The sequence below is a fragment of the Moorena producens 3L genome (assembly GCF_000211815.1).
GTDB classification, from domain to species: Bacteria; Cyanobacteriota; Cyanobacteriia; order Cyanobacteriales; family Coleofasciculaceae; genus Moorena; species Moorena producens.
In genome coordinates this window covers 138264-156784 of sequence record NZ_GL890825.1, presented here as the reverse complement: position 1 = coordinate 156784, position 18521 = coordinate 138264, and the positions used below count along the sequence as shown (strand labels likewise).

Annotated in this window: 17 protein-coding genes and 2 pseudogenes; 4 read left to right on the top strand and 15 right to left on the bottom strand. The window is 43.3% G+C overall.

All coding sequences use genetic code 11. From position 1 onward, the window contains the following. The first annotated feature begins 274 nt into the window (after window positions 1-274). Both LYNGBM3L_RS03520 and LYNGBM3L_RS03515 read left to right on the top strand, forming a co-directional pair. A complete protein-coding gene (locus tag LYNGBM3L_RS03520; protein ID WP_008179165.1) occupies window positions 275-742 on the top strand; it encodes a universal stress protein in 468 nt (155 codons plus the stop codon). Window positions 743-989: 247 nt separating this feature from the next. Beyond that, window positions 990-2783 (top strand): sodium:solute symporter family transporter, encoded by a 1794-nt coding sequence (locus tag LYNGBM3L_RS03515; RefSeq protein ID WP_008179163.1) that lies wholly within the window; start codon window positions 990-992, stop codon window positions 2781-2783. Window positions 2784-2900: 117 nt separating this feature from the next. Here the strand turns inward: LYNGBM3L_RS03515 and LYNGBM3L_RS03510 are convergent. The 10 genes and pseudogenes from LYNGBM3L_RS03510 to LYNGBM3L_RS03470 form a co-directional block, all read right to left on the bottom strand. Then, a pseudogene (locus LYNGBM3L_RS03510) lies at window positions 2901-3275 on the bottom strand (peptidase M48); the annotation flags it as partial. A gap of 105 nt (window positions 3276-3380) precedes the next feature. Further along, window positions 3381-4577 carry an RNA-guided endonuclease InsQ/TnpB family protein gene (locus LYNGBM3L_RS03505; RefSeq protein WP_008179160.1) on the bottom strand — a complete coding sequence of 399 codons (1197 nt, stop codon included), beginning with the start codon at window positions 4575-4577 and terminating at the stop codon, window positions 3381-3383. A gap of 49 nt (window positions 4578-4626) precedes the next feature. Then, window positions 4627-5274, bottom strand: coding sequence for a hypothetical protein (locus LYNGBM3L_RS03500; RefSeq protein WP_008179158.1), 648 nt, complete (start codon window positions 5272-5274; stop codon window positions 4627-4629). 549 nt (window positions 5275-5823) lie between these two features. Then, window positions 5824-6171: a cupin domain-containing protein gene (locus LYNGBM3L_RS03495; RefSeq protein WP_008179156.1), complete on the bottom strand. Its 348-nt coding sequence runs from the start codon at window positions 6169-6171 to the stop codon at window positions 5824-5826. Window positions 6172-6179: 8 nt separating this feature from the next. After that, entirely contained in the window at window positions 6180-7166 is a 987-nt protein-coding gene (locus LYNGBM3L_RS03490) for an endonuclease/exonuclease/phosphatase family protein (protein ID WP_008179155.1), read from the bottom strand. A 228-nt stretch (window positions 7167-7394) separates the two neighbouring features. Then, entirely contained in the window at window positions 7395-8906 is a 1512-nt protein-coding gene (locus tag LYNGBM3L_RS03485; protein WP_008179151.1) for a GUN4 domain-containing protein, read from the bottom strand. A gap of 286 nt (window positions 8907-9192) precedes the next feature. Continuing rightward, on the bottom strand, window positions 9193-10086 hold the full coding sequence (locus LYNGBM3L_RS03480) for a phosphodiester glycosidase family protein (protein WP_008179149.1): 894 nt from the start codon (window positions 10084-10086) through the stop codon (window positions 9193-9195). Between the two features lie 100 nt (window positions 10087-10186). Next, window positions 10187-10669 (bottom strand): VOC family protein, encoded by a 483-nt coding sequence (locus LYNGBM3L_RS03475; RefSeq protein WP_008179147.1) that lies wholly within the window; start codon window positions 10667-10669, stop codon window positions 10187-10189. Further along, the gene (locus tag LYNGBM3L_RS42710) at window positions 10629-10790 is read right to left on the bottom strand and encodes a hypothetical protein (protein ID WP_154659662.1); all 162 of its coding nucleotides are present in this window, start codon (window positions 10788-10790) and stop codon (window positions 10629-10631) included. Before LYNGBM3L_RS42710 ends, LYNGBM3L_RS03475 begins: the two co-directional genes overlap by 41 nt. A gap of 29 nt (window positions 10791-10819) precedes the next feature. Next, window positions 10820-11638 carry a uroporphyrinogen-III synthase gene (locus LYNGBM3L_RS03470; RefSeq protein ID WP_008179144.1) on the bottom strand — a complete coding sequence of 273 codons (819 nt, stop codon included), beginning with the start codon at window positions 11636-11638 and terminating at the stop codon, window positions 10820-10822. A gap of 424 nt (window positions 11639-12062) precedes the next feature. Between LYNGBM3L_RS03470 and LYNGBM3L_RS03465 the strand changes: the two genes are divergently transcribed. After that, window positions 12063-13643 (top strand): ArnT family glycosyltransferase, encoded by a 1581-nt coding sequence (locus LYNGBM3L_RS03465; RefSeq protein WP_008179142.1) that lies wholly within the window; start codon window positions 12063-12065, stop codon window positions 13641-13643. A gap of 110 nt (window positions 13644-13753) precedes the next feature. Here the strand turns inward: LYNGBM3L_RS03465 and LYNGBM3L_RS45405 are convergent, their stop codons facing one another. The 5 genes and pseudogenes from LYNGBM3L_RS45405 to LYNGBM3L_RS35805 all read right to left on the bottom strand — a co-directional run bounded on the left by LYNGBM3L_RS45405 (window position 13754) and on the right by LYNGBM3L_RS35805 (window position 16707). Further along, window positions 13754-14041 (bottom strand): hypothetical protein, encoded by a 288-nt coding sequence (locus LYNGBM3L_RS45405; RefSeq protein ID WP_131826986.1) that lies wholly within the window; start codon window positions 14039-14041, stop codon window positions 13754-13756. Then, a pseudogene (locus tag LYNGBM3L_RS50110) lies at window positions 13999-14968 on the bottom strand (SDR family oxidoreductase). The gene LYNGBM3L_RS45405 and the pseudogene LYNGBM3L_RS50110 overlap by 43 nt, the downstream one beginning before the upstream one ends. Before the next feature lie 12 nt (window positions 14969-14980). Continuing rightward, the gene (locus tag LYNGBM3L_RS48330) at window positions 14981-15109 is read right to left on the bottom strand and encodes a hypothetical protein (protein WP_267871978.1); all 129 of its coding nucleotides are present in this window, start codon (window positions 15107-15109) and stop codon (window positions 14981-14983) included. 126 nt (window positions 15110-15235) lie between these two features. Further along, window positions 15236-15616: a hypothetical protein gene (locus LYNGBM3L_RS03450; protein WP_008179137.1), complete on the bottom strand. Its 381-nt coding sequence runs from the start codon at window positions 15614-15616 to the stop codon at window positions 15236-15238. Between the two features lie 863 nt (window positions 15617-16479). Then, the gene (locus LYNGBM3L_RS35805) at window positions 16480-16707 is read right to left on the bottom strand and encodes a hypothetical protein (protein ID WP_071986789.1); all 228 of its coding nucleotides are present in this window, start codon (window positions 16705-16707) and stop codon (window positions 16480-16482) included. Between the two features lie 372 nt (window positions 16708-17079). Here LYNGBM3L_RS35805 and LYNGBM3L_RS03445 point away from each other — a divergent pair, with 372 nt between their 5' ends. Continuing rightward, entirely contained in the window at window positions 17080-18354 is a 1275-nt protein-coding gene (locus LYNGBM3L_RS03445) for an alkaline phosphatase family protein (protein WP_008179134.1), read from the top strand. Window positions 18355-18521 lie beyond the last annotated feature (167 nt).

Below are 18521 nucleotides of genomic sequence, written 5' to 3'. Positions count from 1 at the left end.
ATAGGGAGTAGGGAGTAGGGAGTAGGGAATATGGCATCAAAAATTCTCACACACAATTGATTGAGGTACTCTATAGTAACTGCTTGTGCAGCATGAAGCTATGGCGTTAGCTGACTGCTGATAGCTGATAGCACCTCAAGTAGCACCATCTGTAGCGCATTAGCTGAATGCTTACGTGTTAGTTTTTTGGTCAAAAGTCCGTTGTCATTTGTTATTGGTATCGAGTGTCCATAGCCTCAACACCTGCAGAAGACTCTTGTGTTATACAATACCAATGCGCTTCGGACTTGATATCATGCAAAACTTTCTTGTCGCCATTGATTTTTCCGAGATCACACCAGTAGTGATTGCCCAAGCCGAGTCTTTAGCAGCGGCAACCAAGAGCAAATTATGGCTAATCCACATTGCTGAACCTGAGCCTGATTTTGTTGGCTATCAAACTGGACCTCAGACCGAGCGAGATTATATAGCTCACAAGTTTCGCAAGGAGCATCGCCAGCTACAAAAGTGGGCAGAAAATTCACGCCAAAAAGGTATTGATGCGGCAGCCTTGCTGATCCAAGGACCAATAGTTGAGACAATTTTGGCACAAGCACAGAAATTAGCAGTCGATTTAATTGTGGTCGGTTCTCATGGACACAGCGGTCTCTACAAAGCTTTAGTGGGCAGCATCAGCGAGGGAATTTTACAGAAAGCTGATTGTCCAGTGATGGTGATTCCTGGACGCCTAAAAACGGTCTAGTAGCGATTCAGCAAGGGCACAGAGAGTTTTCCCCATGAGCTTGTAGGGTGGGCAAAAACAGTTTGGTTTTTTTGAGTATTCTAGATTATATTACTTTGCCCACCCTACTGTAATTGGTATTTATTTGACACTCAAGCTTGTCGGGTGGGCAAAAACAGTTTGTTTTTTTTGAGTATTCTAGATAATATTACTTTGCCCACCCTACTGTAATTAGGTTTTTTTTAATTAATCCTTCATAATAAAATTCATGCATCCAGTTGATTACATCATTGTTACTATTTACCTGATTTGCATAGTTGTTTTTGGGGTTATTCTTCAACGGAAAGCATCTGAGGGTATAGAATCCTACTTTTTGGGAAATCGCAATCTGCCCTGGTGGGTTTTGGGGGCTTCTGGAATGGCGTCCAATACTGACTTGGCTGGCACGATGGTGATCAGCGCCTTAATTTATGCTCTGGGAACGAAGGGATTTTTGATCGAGATCCGGGGTGGCGTTGTCTTAATTATGGCTATTTTTATGATATTCATGGGCAAGTGGAACCGACGGGCAAATGTAATGACTTTGGCGGAATGGATGCACTTGCGCTTCGGCTCAGGAAGGGAAGGCAATACGGCTCGGATCATAAGTGCTGTTGCTAATATTATCTTTGCGATTGGCTCAATGAGTTACTTTTCGGTTGGGGGGGGCAAATTCTTGGGGGAATTTCTGGGTATTGATGACCGCTATGCTTCGATATTTTTGATTTTGCTCGCCCTGGTATACACGGCTGTTAGCGGTTTTTACGGCGTGGTATGGACGGATGTATTTCAAGGTATTTTGATTTTTATTGCGATTATCTATATTTGTGCGATCGCATTCTCTACGGCAACTATCCCGGATACCTTCTCGGTCTCGATTCCTGGGGCTGAGCAATTACAAACCTGGAATTTCACGGAGTGGAGCAGCATCTCGCCCCCAATCACAGTTGATCTACCGGGAGACTATGCCATATTCAATTTGTTCGGTGGCGTAATTTTATTCTATCTGTTCAAAGAAATTATGGTAGGGTTTGGCGGCGGGGGTGGCTATATGATCCAACGCTATTTTGCCGCTAAAAGCGATCGCGAAGCCGGGTTACTGTCCCTATTTTGGATAATCTTGCTTTCTTTTCGTTGGCCCTTGGTTACAGCCTTTGCAGTATTGGGTATCCATTACGGAACCACTAAAGCGGTAATTGCTGACCCTGAACTTATCTTACCAACGGTGATCGCAGAATATGTGCCAGTGGGGATAAAAGGGTTGCTGATCGCTTGTTTTATTGCAGCAGCTATGTCTACCTTTGACTCCATCATCAATGCTAGTGCTGCTTACTGGGTTAAGGATATTTATCAAGCTTATATCAATCCCCAAGCCTCTAGCCAACAACTGATTGTTCAAAGCCGCTGGGCATCAATTGTAATTGTAGTGGTGGGATTGCTATTTAGTTTCAATATCACCAATATCAATGATATTTGGGGATGGCTAACCCTGGGACTAGGTGCTGGACTGTCTATTCCTCTGGTGTTGAGATGGTACTGGTGGCGCTTTAATGGATATGGATTTGCCCTTGGGACAGTGGCGGGGATGGTAGCAGCTATTTTAACCAAGGCAATAGTAATACCCAACTTAAATTACGCTCAATTTCAGGAATATGCGCTGTTTCTCATTCCCAGCATTTGCTCATTACTAGGATGTATCCTAGGGACATTTTTAACTGAGCCAACTGACCGGGAGGTGATGGATAATTTCTATCGAGTGACTCGACCGTTTGGGTTTTGGGGAGTAATCCGTCAAAACCTCCCAGCTAATAGTCAGGCAAAAATCAGGAACGAGAATCGGCGGGATATTCTATCGACATTGATCGGGATTCCTTGGCAGATAGTCTTGTTTTTAATGGGAATCATGTTGATGATGAAACGTTGGGATAATTTTGGAATCCTGTTATTTTTATTTATTATCCTATCTATTTGTTTGTACTTTAATTGGTTTAGACACCTATCAAAAGAGGTGAGACTAGATTAAGTTTTAAAGTATAACAAAGGGAATAGGGAATAGGGAATAGGGAACAGTAGCAAAGACCGCGCTAGATCGCGCTAATCGCTGCACCGCTCCCGACTCCCGAAACAACCGGAGATGATATCAAAGGACAAAGAAAAGTCCAAAACCCAAAATAATTGCTCCAACTGCAACAGTCAATGACCAGAAACGATGGTAGCTGTTGACAGTGGTGTTATTGTTTTCCAAGTGGATCAAGTCTAGCCAAGGGGCAATTCCTCTGCGGAACCAGCCAACTACATTAACTTGGGAGCCAATTAAGTTCTGCACCTTACTGCTACCAAAGAGGAAGTTACCGATTGGACCAAAGCGAGAAGCATAGCGCGTATAAATCATCCCACTGCGGTCTTGAAGCTTGAGATCGGAACCAAATTTATAGCCAGCATCGCCGCGACCAATTAACTCACCTTGGAGTTTCACTGGACGACCACGCAAAGGACTGGCGTAGGGGTCACACAGTGAACTACCCCAACTTACTCCGTTGTTCGCGAAGCGTGGCCTACGGCCAAGTTGGGGCTTCCAGCTTCACGGAAGAATGCCGAAGGTGCGCTTTCCGTCGGCGAATTAAATTCGCCACGGGTCGCACCTCAACCTGGGCGGACGTCCGCGTCTTGGTCTTACTTCTTCTCCCCTGGCGTTGACCTCCCCCGTCCCAGAGGAGGATAGCACTCTGATTCCTTCTGCTCTAATGTTCTTTGCCGCATTACCATCTCTATCGTGGTGAGTTCCACAACTTGGACAAGTCCAAGCTCTTACATCAAGCAGCAACTCCTTGATTTGGTAATGACAATTAGAGCAGGTTTTAGAGCTGGGGAACCACCGGTTTATCTCAACCAATACCTTTCCTTCTTTTTCACACTTATAAGACAAGAAGTTTACAAAAGTTCCCCAACCCAGATCAGATATTGCTTTAGCTAATTTGTGGTTACGAACCATGCCCTTGACATTCAGGTTTTCGACTACCACCACTTGGTTGTTGTCAACTATTTTTCTAGACAACTTGTGCAGGTAGTCTTGGCGGACATTTCCAATCTGTTCGTATACCTTAGCTACAATCTTTCTAGCCTTCCTACGTCCATTACTACCCTTCTTCTTTCGGGCAGCAATACGCTGCTTTTTGGCTAATTTTCGTTCGTATTTGGCTAAGTGTCTTGGATTGGCAAATTTAGAGGTCTTTTCGCCATCATAGGTAATAGCAAAATCCTTGATACCTAAATCAATCCCAATAACCTTTCCGTCTGTGGAAGGTTTTACATTGTCTGAGTCGTACTCCATCAGCACAGAAGCGTAGTATTTCCCAGATGGAGTTTTGCTAACTGTAACAGTCTTGATTTCTCCGTCTAGTGGTCGGTGGATTATTGCCTTGACAATTCCTAGTTTTCCAGGAAATTTAAGACAGTCACCTACGCGGCATACACGCTGTGGGTATTGAATTGATTGGCGATGATGATATGATTTAAATCTAGGATATTTGGCTCTCCCCTCAAAAAAGTGATATGCACGGCTAAGATTTAGACTCACAGATTGCAATACTTGAGAGTAGCAATCTTTTAGCCATTCAGTTTCTTTATCTTTTTTGAGTTTTGGTAGTATAGAATTGAGGGCAGCGCGAGACAATCCAAAGCCTGTTTCTTTGTAGGTTTCTATACACTGATTCAGTGCATAATTCCACCACCAGCGAGCACAACCAAAGTGCTGAGCAAGTATATGAATTTGCTCCTGTGTGGGGTAAATTCTGACCTTGACTGCCTGATGTCTCACTGCTTTTACCTTGTTTATCGACCTTATGTACCATTATATATATTTTGTGTTACATTGTCAACCCATTGCTAAATACTCTTGTTCCCATAGCGTGGCCTACGGCAAGGGGTCTATCCATCCCCATCCCTATGCACGGATGGGGATGGATAGACCCCTCTTGCCTCCCAGATTTGTTAAAAATTAGGGTGATGGCAACTGAGATGATTAATCCAGTAACAGGATTGTTACTATTCAGGATTAGCAGCAAACTCAGAGATAAGACTAATACCATCCCAAATAGTAAAGAGATGGTAACACCAGAGGCAAGGGCAAGATTACTGGCAATGCCTTTCATGGCTAACCTGATTCCAGTTTGCGCCACTCTTCCGGCTTTGTGACGGGATTTTGACATGGCTTTCGCTGTTGTTTTTGTTAGGGTTGTTTTTGTTGACTTTGAAGTGAGGGTGGCCAGACATTTTTTTGCCCAATTGCTGACCTGGGAATTTGGGTGATTTTCTAACTTCCGACAGAGGGCGATCGCTTTTTTGTTCTCACCATTGCCGCTATAGGCTTTCACCAGAGCTGCTTGGGCTTGACTATACTCTTGAGAATGGTGATCGCGAGAATGTTGGCAATAGTGGCAATAGTCTTCTAGCCATTGCACCGCCTCTGCATAACGTTTTTGTTGGAGAGCATTTAATCCATTTTCTAGTGACATCGGCGTCTTATGATCATCTCCTAGTTCACTCGGGTCCTACACTTCTATGAACTGTCTATGAACTGTCATTGAAGGTAGTCTGGTCTTGGTTGGGCTTATATAAACTATTCCCATCTAGGGAGAGAGTTTCCTGATTTAGAGTGATTTCGGAAATATAAATTTACTAGAGTTAAGGGAAAATGAGACGACAATAAATAGCGATCGCATTTCCCCATCACAACAGTAACCTCTAGTAAGTAATCAGGGCTAGCTAATCAAGTTATGAAACGTTTTACAAAACTTAATACTTTAGGATCATACTTGAAGGGCGATTACTCTATAGCGTTTCTGATACCTGATCTATTTGAGAAATGCTATAAGCGGGTTTAGAGTCCAGTTTTGGGCGTTGCTGAATCTTCGAATGAATAGGAGTAGAGTGGGCATCCTGCCCGCCCGAAGATTGTAACGGGCAAGATGCCCGTTCCACGCCTGATGCCCATTCCACAAAAGTCTTGAAATCATTCCATTATTAAGCAACGCCCAGTTTTGCGTAAGTCCTGAAAATTTTGCCTACGTCTGCTGCTGTTGCAAATTGCCATGAACGGCTAGCCAAATGCAGGGTGGCTCAGCACTGGTATATTCAACTCGATGCTTTTGATGAGCTTTAATAAATAGATAATCCCCTGCTTTGAGCTTGACACTGGAACCGTCAAGGTAGGCAAGGGTTGCTTGCCCTTGTAAGAGGATTACCCATTCGTCTTGGTCTTGGTCATACCACTCTCCGGTTGGTGTAGTTTGTCCAGTGGAGATGATGCGCTCGATTAATACGCTCTGGCTAGATATCAACGGTTCAAACAGTTCTTCGGTAGGAAGTTCAGGAGGTAAGTTGAAAATGTTAGCTATCTCTTCAGTGTTCATACATCACCTTATGAATCAAGTTCGATGGAGACAACGACCTGTCCGTGATCAGATTGCCAAGTCTCAATTTTCTCTTCACTCAAAGTTTCGTCGATCAGATGATCATTGAAAAGGGAGACATACCCAACTCTGCCAATGCGTTTGGGATTTTGAACCACGAATTCCTGACTAACCAGGATGTGATCTAGGCTCTCGTGGTGGCCATTATGGATGTGGGTGTAGTAGAAGTCACCATAGTTTTGTCGAGCTTGAATGTCTTTGACGTAATACAACAACACATCCCAGATGATCTGCTTTTGCTGAAACCAGAGTTTTCTCAAAGGAGGCTCTCCAGAAACGATTTGAGAGGTTATAGCCAGACCACTATCATTGACATCACCCATAACTATTACCGGATGATCCCTGTGCTGAAGCTTATCCATCAAAATTACCCGCAAAGCTGTTGCTTCAGCTGCTCGGAGGATTAGAGATCTCGCTTGTCCTTTGGCTTGTTCAATTGGGTCGTTGCGGTCTACTCCATCTGGGATGATCGGACGCTTGGACTTGAGGTGAATTACAAAAACTGTACAATCAATCGTGTCACTCAGCTTGAGATGTGCTTCCAACACTGGTCGAGAAAAACGCTTGAGTGGGATGTCTGTTCCTTGGATATCCAGGCATGCCGTAGTGGGAAAATCTTTGATGACGTTGTATTCAAGCACTGGAAACCTGGAGGTCAGGGCAACAACTGGACTTTTACCCGTAGGGTTTGCGAACACAGTGGTGGCATTGTCATAAACTTGGCTCTGAGCCAGTGCTTGTTGGAGAGCTTCTTTATGAAATACCTCTTGAAAGCCAACAATGTCAGCTTTCATCTTCTTCAGTTGTTCAGCGATCCAGGTGGTCTTAAGAGCGTACTCTGTTTGGGTATATATCTTTTTTCTATAGTATAGGACATCTGGTAGCACTAAGTTGCATAGGTTAAAGGTTCCAACTTTGAAACGGTTTCGATTCATGATTCTTATTTGTGCTGAGAATTATTTCTCCAGCTTGGCATTTCCTCAACCTAAGCGTTCAGCTGTCAGCTATCAGCTAATAGGTCCGATGCGTCGAAGCCTGTGCCACACTGTCTTGATGCAAAGCGCGAGTGGGGGAAACCCCCAAGACCAGGCTGCACCTCAAGTAGCGTGCCCATAAGCTGATACGCGACACGCTGACGGCTGATAGCTGAATACTTACAAACGCTATAACCAACACTCCTCAAGGTGAGAGAATAAATTAACCCTCATCCTCCAAATCGATAATACTCCCAAATTCATGCCATCACGACCAACCAGAGTTGGCAGGTGACCCACTGGAGCCCAGATTACGGAAAATGTAAGGTCTTCATAATTTTTCCATCGTCTTCTGAGGTGCAATCCTTTGCGCTGTCGCCATCCCACACTATGACCAAATTGTTGATAAAGCTGAGTTTGATACGCTAATATGTTAGGGAAATAATTACTGCGGGAAATACTGTTTGGGTTGTAATAGGAACTCAAAACATACACGCTTCGGTTGAATTCTAGTTTATCAACGTTATTCTCGTCACTATCAAGTTTTCCCCCAAGCTTCTGCCAAATTTCTTTTTGCAAACTGAAGCCGAATTGCCCACTGCTATACTTTAGCCAAAGCTGCTCAATGGTGTGTAGATCGGTGCAGGGAAAATTCTTGATTGACTCAGGATCGAGATTGTTGTCTTCTTCTCGATCAACTGCTTTAACCATTAGAGCAAAGGTTTCCTGATCGGCTTCTTTCCATTTACCGGCTTTGAGTAAATCTCGCAAGTTAGAGTAGTCTATGCCTTGATCAGAAATGAGTTGGTCAGGTTGGTGTAGGTCAACAGTTATCCCCAACTCTTTGTGTTTTTTATTTAATGTATATTGAACAATTTCAGGAATCTTACCATACCGTTCATAGTTTTCCACAATTTTGCGATACTTGGCTTCGATTTTGCGATACTCACTATCGGGATCATCCTTGGGGTCTTTATTCATTAAAATAGTCAGTAAAATATCCAACCCTTTATTATCGAGAAACAGAGCTGGCTCGATCTGGGGCTTAATAGTCTGGACTTTTTCGGTGGCATAGTTATGTAATTCACGAACATAGATTAAGCCAGCCCCATCTCGGTCTGCTGCACCAGTTTCAATGCCTTCGACTAAGTACTGGGTGTAAAGGGAACAATGAGGTGCTTCCTGTTCAAAAGAGGTTTGTGTAGTTGTGGAGGAGGTGAGAACTGCTCGCCCTGGAGCACTGAGTTCTTCCTTGAGATTGACACTCACAGGTTCTGTCAGCGAACCATCAGCGGAAGCACTATAGTAATCACACTCAAGAATTACTATTTGTTGCTGAGCATCACTACGACTAAATTGCTGGTGTAAAAAAGAAGCGGGTAATGCAGTACCTTCAAGGTTATCTTTAGTCGTGATGCTAGTTGTTAAATACAGTTTACCATCCTGATTAATAATTCCTTGGCCAGAGAAAAAAACTAGGGCTAAGTCATTGACACCACATTGGTCAACTAGGTTCTGAATTGCCTCTTTTAGGTTGACCATATTGGGATTGAGCAGCAAGTCTACCCGATTAAAATCCCCTAGGGTTTTCTCTTGTAAAACTCGCTGCATTGCTTGCACATCATGGGAGGCAGCTTGATGGGTAGTTAAACCTTCTGCATACTGATCAACCGCGATCAGCAGTGCTACTTTCTTAGCCATTTACTTTTTCACTAATGCCATCTATTATCTTCTTATAGCATTTCTAAAATAGGTGAGGTACACAAGTTTTGGATTTTAGGGAATAGGGAATCGGGAATCGGGAATCGGGAATAGGAAAACGGGAATAGGTCAAAAATCCTGTGTACCTCATAAAGAGGAGAACTGCTATATAATAATTAAGGACTGATTATATTTTCAGATCGTTCCGACTCCCGACTCCCTCGGTGCGCTTACAGTCGTCGAATTAAATTCGCCACGGGTCGCACCGCTCCCGACTCCCTACTAGTCACGGGTCTTGGTTAACCATTAGAATCGATTTAATTTTTCGTTTGATTCGATTTCCGTTTTTGTCCACTCTCCCATAAATGGTTTTGCCGTTATAATAAAGAGCGGAGGAGCTTCCTCCATCTAGATTCATGGCTTTTTCCACCCCAGCAGTTTTCAGGAAGGTAGCTAGGGCCCTGAACGACATACCGGAATTTCTGGGAGCTTCTGGTTTTTGAGCGACCATGACTAACAAAATGCTGCCATCAGGAGTAATACCGACTGCACTTCTAGCATTGAGTCGGCTGCTCCCTAGGGCATCTCGTATGACTTTGCCATTTTCTACAGCTACAAAACCTTCGGTGACTGATGTAATTTGTGGAACCAGCAACGGACCACTGCCTAGGGCATCTAATAATTGACAACCGGGGGGGGTCGGTTCACTGTGTAGGGTAATATCATAGCGGACTGTTGACCCACAACGGTATCGCCGAAATTCTGATCGATTGAGAATTTTATCCATGTAGGGCTGTAAGTTGGGATTTTGGATTAGCCCCTGGTTGTCACGGGGATCTGCTACTAGTTGCCCTTGCTTGATTACGATTGAGGTGGTCTTCTGATTTTTTGGGTCAAAAAAACCGCCGTTGATGGCAGCTACAGCTTGGTGCTTTTGGGCTAAATCTTCTAAGGTGATTAACTGTTCCGATATGGCTGGAGTAACGGAAAATCCACTTTCAGCTGGAATTAATAAGGTATGAACCACACTAAAGTCTAGAGGATGGGATTGGTATTTGATCTGTTTCTGGGGTGGCGAAACATCTGAAGAGAGGGCATCGGGTGGCTGGTGATTCCGGATAGATAACCACCCAATGGCTAAACCAATGGCAATCAAGCTCAGCCCAAGGATTTTTCTCACGTTCTTTTAGAAGCAATAACTATAGCAAAGGGAACAGCGGATCTGGGAGTCGGGAATAGCGATGCAGAGGTGCGACTCCCTATTCCCTTCGCTAAATTACTCAACCAGATGTCACATCATAAAGCATAATCCGATGACCGTCGTAATCGCAGAATGCTTGCTCAGTGAAATTGAGGTTTGGTGGTCTAGTAAAGTAATTGGGCTCAATGGTTTCAAGGCCGAGTTCACGGATTTTCTCAATGGTTAGGGTCAGGTCTTTTACTCTGACCACCAGGGCTAAACGATAGGGAGTGGTAGGGGTGGGTAATTCAATTCCCTTGACTTCGGTCAGGGCTAGGGCTCTAGGTTCGTCTTCTGTACTGAGTGATGCAAATTTGAGCTGAGCACTTTTGGGAAACTGAAACACTTGGTAGAGGTAAGAGTCTGGGGATGCTTCAGCCAGATAGTCGAGCTTAAATCCTAGGATATCTTGGTAAATGGTGAATGCTCGTTCGAGATCAGCAACTACCAAGCAGGGGCGCTTGATGTGAAGCCGATCTAGATTAGGGGTATTGGGGTTGACTGAGGGCTGATTGGTTTCCATTCACCCACCTAAATTTCCCTTCGCTAATTATATAGCAAAGGGAATCGGGAATCGGGAATCGGGAATCGGGAATCGGGAATCGGGAGTAAGAAGTACGGAATATGGCATCAAAAATTATCACAATTTATTTAGGATTACGATAGCTGAAAGTTAGCTATTAAAAAAGTTTGCGATCGCATTCGCAAATCCCTCAAAGGAGCGGTAATTTTTAGATACAATAGAGACAGTTAACCCCAAGTTTTCAGTATTAGCAGCGGTATAGGGACCAAAGCAAGCAATGACACAATGGTTATAATCCTGGGGGGAGTTTACCATTGTCAAAAAAGCGGTCACTTCTGCGGTGCTACTAAAAGCAATAACATCTATCTTGCCTTGACGAATCAGATTCAATTCTACATCATAGATAGTTTTATCCAAAATTCGGGTTTGATAGGTCAATACTGGACTGACTTTTATGCCCAATTCCTGTAAACCGGAAATAAAATTGGGAATGACATTAGGTTCTGGTATCCCGACCACCTTTGGAATAGGAACTAATATAGTTTTCTGATCAATAGTTGGATAGTTAGACAATTCAGTAACCATTCCGGTTGGGCTAGCTTCAGCCGGAACTAAATCAGCTGTTACTCCAAAATCCGACAATCTTTCGGCATCTTTTCCAATGGCAGATAGTTGACAATTTTTCAGCACAGATTTAGAAATACCCAAGGATGCCATGCGGGCAAAAAAAGCGTCTATTCCGTTGCGACTAGTAAAGGCAATCCAATCAAATTTACTTATTTCCCTGAGAGCAGCATCTAATTCAGGATAATTTTCTAACAAACAGGTTTCAATGGTTGGCATCACTATGGGAAGTCCACCCTGGTTAATGATTTGTTGAGATAACCGAGACCCATAGGTTCTTGGTGCTGTTACAATGATTCTTTTGCCATAGAGAGGGAGTTGATTTGATGGAGATAGAGGATGCATCTTTTGATTATCAATCTATATCAAGACAGGGAACAGGGAACAGGGAACAGGGAATAGGTAACAGGGAATAGGAAAAAAAAACTGTGGACATTATAGTTATTAAAAACGCTTTAAATGCTGCTATAGAGTTAATAAATAAATACAAAAAAATAATTACAGTTTTTTTGATTACCAAAAATTCCTATATACTTAATTAAATCTTGCCTCTTGCCTTTCCCAAAGAGATTATGTTCACAAATCAAATGGAAATGCTATATAACCATCCTAGGGCGAAACTAGTCAAAACATTAATATAGCGTTTTTCATACTTATGAGGTACAGTCAATTTTGTTACCCCGTCTCCCGACTCCCGACTCCCTACTCCCGACTCCCTACTCCCGACTCCCTACTCCCGACTCCCTACTCCCTACTCCCTTTGTTATAGATGAACAAATTAGCACTTACCTTAAAAAATCCCTCTCTCACTGATATCAAGTGGATCCTAAGCCTTTTCCTGGCCGCCCTTTTCCTTTGGGGTATTTTTCTGGGAAATGTACCCCTACGGGACTGGGATGAAGGCACTAGAGCCCTGATCGCTAGAGAAATCTATCGCACGGGTAACTGGCTCCATCCTACTCTGTGGGGAGAACCTTATCTACTGAAACCCCCTTTGATGGATTGGCTGATTGCTTTAAGCTATAAAGTAGGGGGTGTCCAAGAATTCACTACTCGTTTGCCTGGTGCTTTTTTGTCAGCGTGTGGAGTACCACTGCTCTATTTAGTAGCACGAGAACTATTCCTTCAACGTCTCAGTGCCATATTTGCCGCTAGCGTCTACTTAACCCTGTTGCCAGTTGTGCGCCACGGACGTTTGGCAATGCTGGATGGCATGATCAATACTTGGTTTTTGCTGTTGCTATTTTGCTTACTTAAAGCTTGTCAGGCTCAGTCTTATTGGGCAATTGGGATCGGAGTTTGTTTAGGACTAATTACTTTCACAAAAGGTCTATTAGTTGTGCCTCTAGGGGCAATTGCTTTGGTCTTTATTCTGGCCAATAAAACCTTAGGGTTGTTGAAAAGTCGCTATTTTTGGTTGGGCATAGTCCTAGGTTACGCACCGGTTTTGGTTTGGTATATTGCCCAATGGCAGCATTATGGAGCAACCTTTTGGCATGTTCATTTTCTCTCTCAAGGATTTGCTCGCATCTCTGAAAAGGTGGAAGGGAATCAAGGATCAGCGTGGTATTATCTTTTGGAGTTAATTAAGTATACTTTCCCTTGGCTATTGTTTTGGCTAGGAGGATTCTATCTAGCTTGGCGAAAACCCCTCACGAGTTGGGGGAGTTTAATTTTAATTGGGACTATCGGCTATTTGACAATTATTTCTATGATGGCCACTAAGCTACCCTGGTATATTATGCCTGTGTATCCCTTTTTTGCTATAGCTGTTGCCGCTAAACTCACTGTATTTTGGCAACATTGGAGTCGTTATCCTAAGATTTTAACAATTATTTTAGGATTTATTGGAGTAGCTGCTTTAGGGGGATGTATTTATTTTATCTTGGCAGATCCCCAACCGGTTTTAATCCTTATGGGTATGGTGGTAAGCCTAACCATGACCCTAGCGGCTTGGACAATTAAACAGCATAACCGCAATTTTATCCCAATTTTATTGATAGGGATGTATATAACTTTGGTATTATTAATGAGTTCTCACTCTTGGCTCTGGGAGTTAAATGAAGCATTTCCAGTTAAGCCAGTGGCGGCTTTGATTCAGGAAAATACGGCTCCAGGGGATATTATCTATACGTCTTTTTCCTATCAGCGTCCTAGTTTAGATTTTTATAGCGATCGCAAAGTGATTCCCCAAGATGAAAATACTTTAAAAGATTTGTGCTCAACTCAATCTTACCTGCTCTTGGACAATTCGACCTTAGCGGCTTTGCAATTACCTAACCAAGTCTCTTTAGGCACTGCTGAAGGGTTTACGTTAGCGAGAGGGTTGGGAGTAGGGAGTGGGGAGTAGGAAATCGGGAGGTAAGCTTTCAGCTATCAGCTATCAGCTTTCAGCTATCAGCATTCAGCTTTCAGCTATCAGCATTCAGCTTTCAGCTTTCAGCTATCAGCATTCAGCTATCAGCCATTGGCCGTAGGCCAGGCGTTGCTGAATCTTCTTTTGAATAGGAGTAGAGTGGGCATCCTGCCCGCCCGAAAATATATTGAAACTGGCAAGATGCCAGTTCCACCAAGATGCCCATTCCACAAAAGTCTTGAAATCATTCCATTATTAAGCAACGCCGTAGGGCAAGCTACACCGAACAGCTTTTGAATAAAATAAGCTGACCGCTGACCGCTGACCGCTGACCGCTGACGGCTGATAGCTAAATGCTTAAGTACTCCAGAGTAGAAAATAGCCCTGGCCAATCAATTACTGATGGTCTCGCTCCCCTATTTATCAGCTCAAAAACTTTTCCAACTGTAACAGAGTTAGCAATGGATTCTACACAAGCTGATGCCACATCAATCCGGCTAGTTTGACCTGATAAAGTATCCCCGGTACCTAAGACTAACCCTAATTTTCCTGCTGTTGTCGCTTTCAACAGAGTGTTTAAATCATAGGAGGTAAACGGACCGTCGATCAATCGTCCTGGGCGAATAATAGTATAAGGTAATCCTGAATTAATGATAATTTCTTCAGCTTTTTGTTTGGCATCGAGTACACCAAAGGAATTAAGAATACTATAGGGTGGTTTATCTTTCCGTAGCACACCACAAGAGGATACAAAGACAAACCGCTTGAGGTCTTTAGGAGCTGCTGCTACCAGGTTGGTGACTCCTATAACATCAACTTGCTCAGGACTATTTTTGGCTTTAGTACGAGCGTAGGTGGGGTTGAGATAGATCTTGAGCCACTCGATCACACTTGGGAATCCTTTCGCCTGATCCATTGTGTCGAAATCCCACTTTTTAGAAGGGAAAGCAGTAGTTCCAGTACAACAGATGATATGAGTGACATTTTGGATGGCAGGGGGGAGGCTAGGGCGTGTTTTCAAACTCGGAGATCCCCCTAAATCCCCCTTAAAAAAGGGGGACTTTGAGAATGGCTCCCCCCTTCCGCGCGGGGGGTTGGGGGGGATCTAAATCTTGCGGAAAACTTTGAAAACACGGCCTAGAGGGATAGCGGATATCACCAACTATAATCTCTACTCGGTTATCAAACATTTCCTGAGCTTTTTCAGCACTGCGAGTCAGAACACTAACCTGAAAACCTTTCTCTAGTAGCTTGGCCACCGTTAGCTGTCCAACCCCACCTGTAGCACCCGCCACCAGTACTTTCTCTGTTGAAGTCATCACCCCTGCTCCTCAAGTTTTGGTCTTAACTGGAATTGGAAATAAGTATATAGTAGTCGGGAGTCGGGAATCGGGAATCGGGAATCGGGAGTCGGGAAGTGTGGGAAGCCATGGCCAATAGGCCACGCTACGCGATCGCATTCAACAATCTCACTAATCCCAGGATTATTCTTGCTAATTGAAATTGTCAGCTATCAGCTGATAGCTGATAGCTGTTCGCTGAATCCTTACTTTGATTCCTAGGATTTTACAGAATCCAAAATGTAATTAGTCGCCAATAACCGTAAAAGTAAAGGCACTATCGGCAGGACGATCTGGAGAAGAAGTTTGTACGACCAAATAATCGGGTCCGACTTCAACAATTGCAGCAGACATATTGAAAGTCTTCCACGGCGAACCATATATAGAAACAGTAGGTGCTGGCAGACTTTGAAATCCTTCTTGAAACTGTATAAGATAAATACCTCCGTCGAGTTCCCGGCTTTTGAAACCCTCACCATACCATACTTGACCATCTGAATTAACAGCCCCATAAAGCTCACGAGCTTGAGCTACAGCAGGGTTAGCAACGAAAACAGACAAGCACAAAGCAACTAAAAGAAAGAAGGAAGCAACTTTCTTCCCGATAGACTGAAAATTCACCATCATATCTCCATTTGATGATCATTGTTAACCTAAAACTTTTGTTGTCTCAGGTTGCGATAACAACCTACCACGAACAGAGCAGACATTCCCCAAAGCCTTAACATTTTCTCAATATTTTTTTAAAATTAATCTAGGATAGTAAACCAATATCTCTTACTTTGTCAAGCAAAGAAGGGAAGTGTGGGAATATCAAGAATCTCACCAATCCCAGCATTATAGTGCTACGCGCAAGTCAGAAGTCAGGGGAGCATCCCATTTTGGAAACAATATTACCCAAAGCAACGATATTTCAAGGGTTTCAGCCCCCTAAAAAGAGCTAACGTGCCAAATTGGGATGCTCCCGAAGTCAGAAGTCAGAAGTCAGAAGTCAGCTATGACTAAGTTTCGGAATTTATGAATTTCAAACACCTTAATGCGTAGTGCTATATTCTTACTAATTGAAATCAAGCATTTCTTTTAAGCTAATAACCTTGGCCTTTCGGCCACGCTACGCGAACAAGCTTGGCCTTTGGCCACGCTACGCGAACAACCTGCTAACCTTATAACCTTTAACCTTTAACCTCCTAACCTTCAACCTCCTAACCTTCAACCTCCTAACCTTCACCCTTCAACCTTCAACAAAATAACCTTCAACCTTCAACCTTCAACCTTCAACCTTCAACCTCCTAACCCCAAAAAAATAGCCGCAGAAATACTATCCACGGCTAGAAAATTCACCTTGTCTTGATGCAGTCGCTCATGGGGGAAACCCCCAAGACCGCGCTGCATCGCTATGTCATTCAATTTTTTCACCTATCCAGACCTGAGCCTATCTGATTAGACCCGATGGATTAGCCGGGGGGAAAACCCCCCAGGAATTTAACGTTTTAGGGGATAATCAAGTACTTGACGGTAATTGTGATGAACTCTCCCGGAATGCCCGTTGGCTGAAGAGGAGTCCAGTCGGAAATTTCCGTGTAACGAAGTACATACAGGGTATGCATCGTATTAAGTATGGCCTTGCGGGACCCCTTTAAAATATGCTGAACAGGGATTTTTTTTGGGGAAGACTCGTCAGGATTATTATCTGAGTTAGGCGGTAATTTTGAAGGCATAAGGTGAACCTTTTGCTTTTTATTTACAGTTATAATCGTAATGATTATAACTGTTTTTGTCAAGGGTTTTGGAAAATTATTTTTTTGTTGAGGGAACAGGGAACAGTGAACAGGGAACAGGGGAAAAATACTATATACATCATTAGGCTATCAACGGCTATAAATAGATTTTTTTAAATAAATTTGATTATTTTTTTTGGTTGTGTTAAATTTAAAGTAGTTTAAATTATCGATTAACAAATCCTATAGAATAGCGTTTCCATATAGTAATGAACTAAACAGGATTTTTCCCCGATTCCCGATTCCCGATTCCCGACTCCCGATTCCCTGTTCCCTGTTCCCGATTCCCGATTCCCTGTTCCCTTGCTATCTATGATTAACTCTGACTCCTTAAAAGCTATTGAAAACGCTAGACTAAATGACAACATTGGTAAGCCCCTTTATGACTCCTATTGTTTCTCCCAGATTCCCCAGATGATCTATCATCTGCTCACGGGTCAAGGAAACATGGGATTACCTAGGAGTGTATTAGGAGAATTACCGGAACGCTATGATAAGGTTATTCTGATTTTTGTTGATGCTTTCGGGTGGCGCTTTTTTCAGGACTATGTTGAACAATCGGAATTTTTGAAGCGGTTTGTAGTGGAAGGTGTCGCTTCTAAATTGACTACCCAGTTTCCTTCTACAACTGCTGCTCATGTGACTACTATTCACTCAGGGCTTCCGGTTGGTGAGAGTGGTGTCTTCCATTGGTTTTACTATGAGCCGCTGTTGGATGATATTATTGCTCCGTTGATGTTTTCGTTTGCGGGTGATAAGCAACGGGGAACCTTGCAAACAACTGGCATTTCTGAGCAAAGCCTTTTCCCTACCCAAACTCTCTATCAAAAATTGCAACAGTATGGTGTTAAATCTTATTGTTTTCAACACTACAATTATGCTTACTCTCCCTTTTCACGAGTGGTGTGTGATGGGGCAAGTATTGTTCCCTACAAAACCATTCCTGAAGCATTAGTTAACCTGACTGAAGCTGCGATCGCTGAATCCGATAAGAGCTACTTTTTCCTGTATTTGGATACTGTTGATGGCATCGCTCATAAATACGGTCCTGGCTCCCTGCAGTTCCAGGCTGAAGTTAGCACACTTTTGCTAACTATGGAGCGACTTTTATATCAGCAGGTAGCTGGTAAGCTGAAGAATACATTATTACTAATTACGGCTGATCATGGACAAATAGAGATTTCACCAGAGACTACTATTTATTTGAATCAGCTTAATCCTTCCATTGAGCAGTTTATTAAACGGAATGCCCAAGGTAAACTGTTGGTGCCAGCAGGATCATGTCGGGATATGGTGTTGTATATTCAGGAAGACCATTTGGATAAAGTCTATGATTTGCTGACGGAGCAGTTGGCAGATCGAGCAACAGTGTATCGCACTACAACATTACTTGAGCAAGGCTATTTCGGTACAGGTGAAATATCGCCACTATTGCTGAATCGGTTAGGCAATTTAGTGATTTTACCGAATAAGTATGAAACGGTTTGGTGGTATGAAGAAGACCGGTTTGAACAACACAAGTTGGGCGGTCATGGGGGATTGTCAAGGGAAGAGATGGAAACGATTTTGTTGGCTATTGATTGCTAAAAGTTGGTTGTTCGCGTAGCGTGGCCGAAAGGCCAAGGTTGAAGAGGGTTGAAGGTTGAAGGTTGAAGGGTTAAGAGGGTTGAAGGGTTAAGAGGGTTGAAGGGTTAAGAGGGTTGAAGGTTGTTAGGAGATGGGGAGAGCTTGTAGGGTGGGCAAAAACCGTTGGC

What these genes read in the sequence shown, in the direction of transcription:
- LYNGBM3L_RS03495 (WP_008179156.1), bottom strand. Translation starts at nt 6,171, where the DNA reads ATGAACACTGAAGAGATAGCTAACATTTTCAACTTACCTCCTGAACTT.
- LYNGBM3L_RS03450 (WP_008179137.1), bottom strand. Translation starts at nt 15,616, where the DNA reads ATGATGGTGAATTTTCAGTCTATCGGGAAGAAAGTTGCTTCCTTCTTT.
- LYNGBM3L_RS03475 (WP_008179147.1), bottom strand. Translation starts at nt 10,669, where the DNA reads ATGGAAACCAATCAGCCCTCAGTCAACCCCAATACCCCTAATCTAGAT.
- LYNGBM3L_RS35805 (WP_071986789.1), bottom strand. Translation starts at nt 16,707, where the DNA reads ATGCCTTCAAAATTACCGCCTAACTCAGATAATAATCCTGACGAGTCT.
- LYNGBM3L_RS03515 (WP_008179163.1), top strand. Translation starts at nt 990, where the DNA reads ATGCATCCAGTTGATTACATCATTGTTACTATTTACCTGATTTGCATA.
- LYNGBM3L_RS03520 (WP_008179165.1), top strand. Translation starts at nt 275, where the DNA reads ATGCGCTTCGGACTTGATATCATGCAAAACTTTCTTGTCGCCATTGAT.
- LYNGBM3L_RS03490 (WP_008179155.1), bottom strand. Translation starts at nt 7,166, where the DNA reads ATGAATCGAAACCGTTTCAAAGTTGGAACCTTTAACCTATGCAACTTA.
- LYNGBM3L_RS03470 (WP_008179144.1), bottom strand. Translation starts at nt 11,638, where the DNA reads ATGCATCCTCTATCTCCATCAAATCAACTCCCTCTCTATGGCAAAAGA.
- LYNGBM3L_RS03485 (WP_008179151.1), bottom strand. Translation starts at nt 8,906, where the DNA reads ATGGCTAAGAAAGTAGCACTGCTGATCGCGGTTGATCAGTATGCAGAA.
- LYNGBM3L_RS03445 (WP_008179134.1), top strand. Translation starts at nt 17,080, where the DNA reads ATGATTAACTCTGACTCCTTAAAAGCTATTGAAAACGCTAGACTAAAT.
- LYNGBM3L_RS03465 (WP_008179142.1), top strand. Translation starts at nt 12,063, where the DNA reads ATGAACAAATTAGCACTTACCTTAAAAAATCCCTCTCTCACTGATATC.
- LYNGBM3L_RS03500 (WP_008179158.1), bottom strand. Translation starts at nt 5,274, where the DNA reads ATGTCACTAGAAAATGGATTAAATGCTCTCCAACAAAAACGTTATGCA.
- LYNGBM3L_RS48330 (WP_267871978.1), bottom strand. Translation starts at nt 15,109, where the DNA reads ATGCGATCGCGTAGCGTGGCCTATTGGCCATGGCTTCCCACACTTCCC.